Genomic DNA, 1,327 nt, shown 5'->3' on the forward strand with positions numbered 1-1,327 from the left:
ATCCCGCTGGGTGAGCACGAAGCCTATGCTGCGCAAGAGATCAAAAAGGCCGTCGCCGCCAGTTTCGAAAGTCATTCCCGCCCACATGAGGACGCGCTGCTGCAGGTTTATGATCGGGTGTCCGACGATATCGGGCAAATGGACACGATTGCCAAACTGGGCACCTACCTCAAGGCGATCCAACAGGCCGATGAGCGCTTTACCGGCCGCGCGATCAAGAACATCACCGACGCGGTCAAGGTCCGCGCGATGGATTTCGAACTGCCCGACGAGTGGATGGAAACCCCCGAGTTGTTCCTGTTCCGAGACTACGACACTAAGAAGGCCATGATCGAAGACCTGCGTCAGCCGATCACGGTGGACATGGTGATACAGGAGATCAACCGCTACGCCGACAGTGAGTTCCGATATGCCGACAAGAGCGACGAGGTCGCCATTGAAAACACGGTGCGCGAGATGGGCCGAATGGAAGAGGCCAAGCGGCGGTACCTTGAGGGGAAGGGATAATGCTCGTCTACGCGATTTCTGGCTTTGCGCTTGTATTGGGTCTGATCCTACCTCTGCGCTGGGGCGTGATCGGATTTCTGGGCGCTGTGGCGGTGCTGTTCCTGACCCAGTTCGGTGTCAACGCGGGCAGCGGGTTCGAGGGCACTTCATGGGAAGAGTCCCTGATCCTGTTTGAGGGCAGCGTGGTGTCTTACCTTGGGTTCAACTTGCAGATCACAGGGCGGTCGTTTGCATTGCCCTTGTTGGTGCTGGCGGTTGTGGTTGTTGGTCGGTTCAAGAGGATTGCGATCTGAAAGATACAGAACACAACACGAAGCCGTATTTAGAAGGGAGGGTTTGAGTTTGGAACTTCTCACTGCATGGAACCAATGGATTATTGGCCACAAGGAATTGATAACTCTGGTGGTCGTGCCGTTGATTACTCTTGCAGTAACTACAATAATAAATCGTTCTGCCGAGAAGCGTTCAGCAGCAGCTTCAAAGGAGGCGCAATATCGAGCCGCTCAAGAACGAAAGCTGCAGCTCGAGCTTTCAAGGCGCATGAAACTTGCAGATTTCCGCCAGAATTGGATAGACCAACTACGCGATGACTTTGCTGTCATTTTGGCGTTTGCCCCCGAATATGGAAAGCGAGACGACGCAAAGTTTGCAGAGGTAAATGAACGGATTCAAAGCGTTTTATTGAGAATGAATCCCAATGAAGACGCACCTAAAGCAATATTCAAGCAACTGCTAAGACTCATCAATGAAAAAGAGGCCGAAAAAGAGAGTATTGCATTTGACTTAATGAATTTGGTGAATCTGTATCTGAAGTCTGAGT

The 1,327-nt window shown here is 52.1% G+C and carries 2 protein-coding genes and 1 pseudogene; all 3 read left to right on the top strand.

The window, feature by feature from the left end; genetic code table 11:
- Positions 1-507, top strand: a pseudogene (locus ACRZ95_RS22885) (AAA family ATPase); the annotation flags it as partial.
- Positions 507-800, top strand: a complete 294-nt coding sequence (locus ACRZ95_RS22890; protein WP_170434026.1) for a hypothetical protein — start codon at positions 507-509, stop codon at positions 798-800. The pseudogene ACRZ95_RS22885 and the gene ACRZ95_RS22890, both read left to right, overlap by 1 nt.
- 49 nt (positions 801-849) lie before the next feature.
- Positions 850-1,327 (top strand): hypothetical protein (locus ACRZ95_RS22895; RefSeq protein WP_480555672.1); only part of this gene is annotated, 478 nt, incomplete at its 3' end.

It is taken from the genome of Ruegeria sp. AI3, assembly GCF_056541245.1.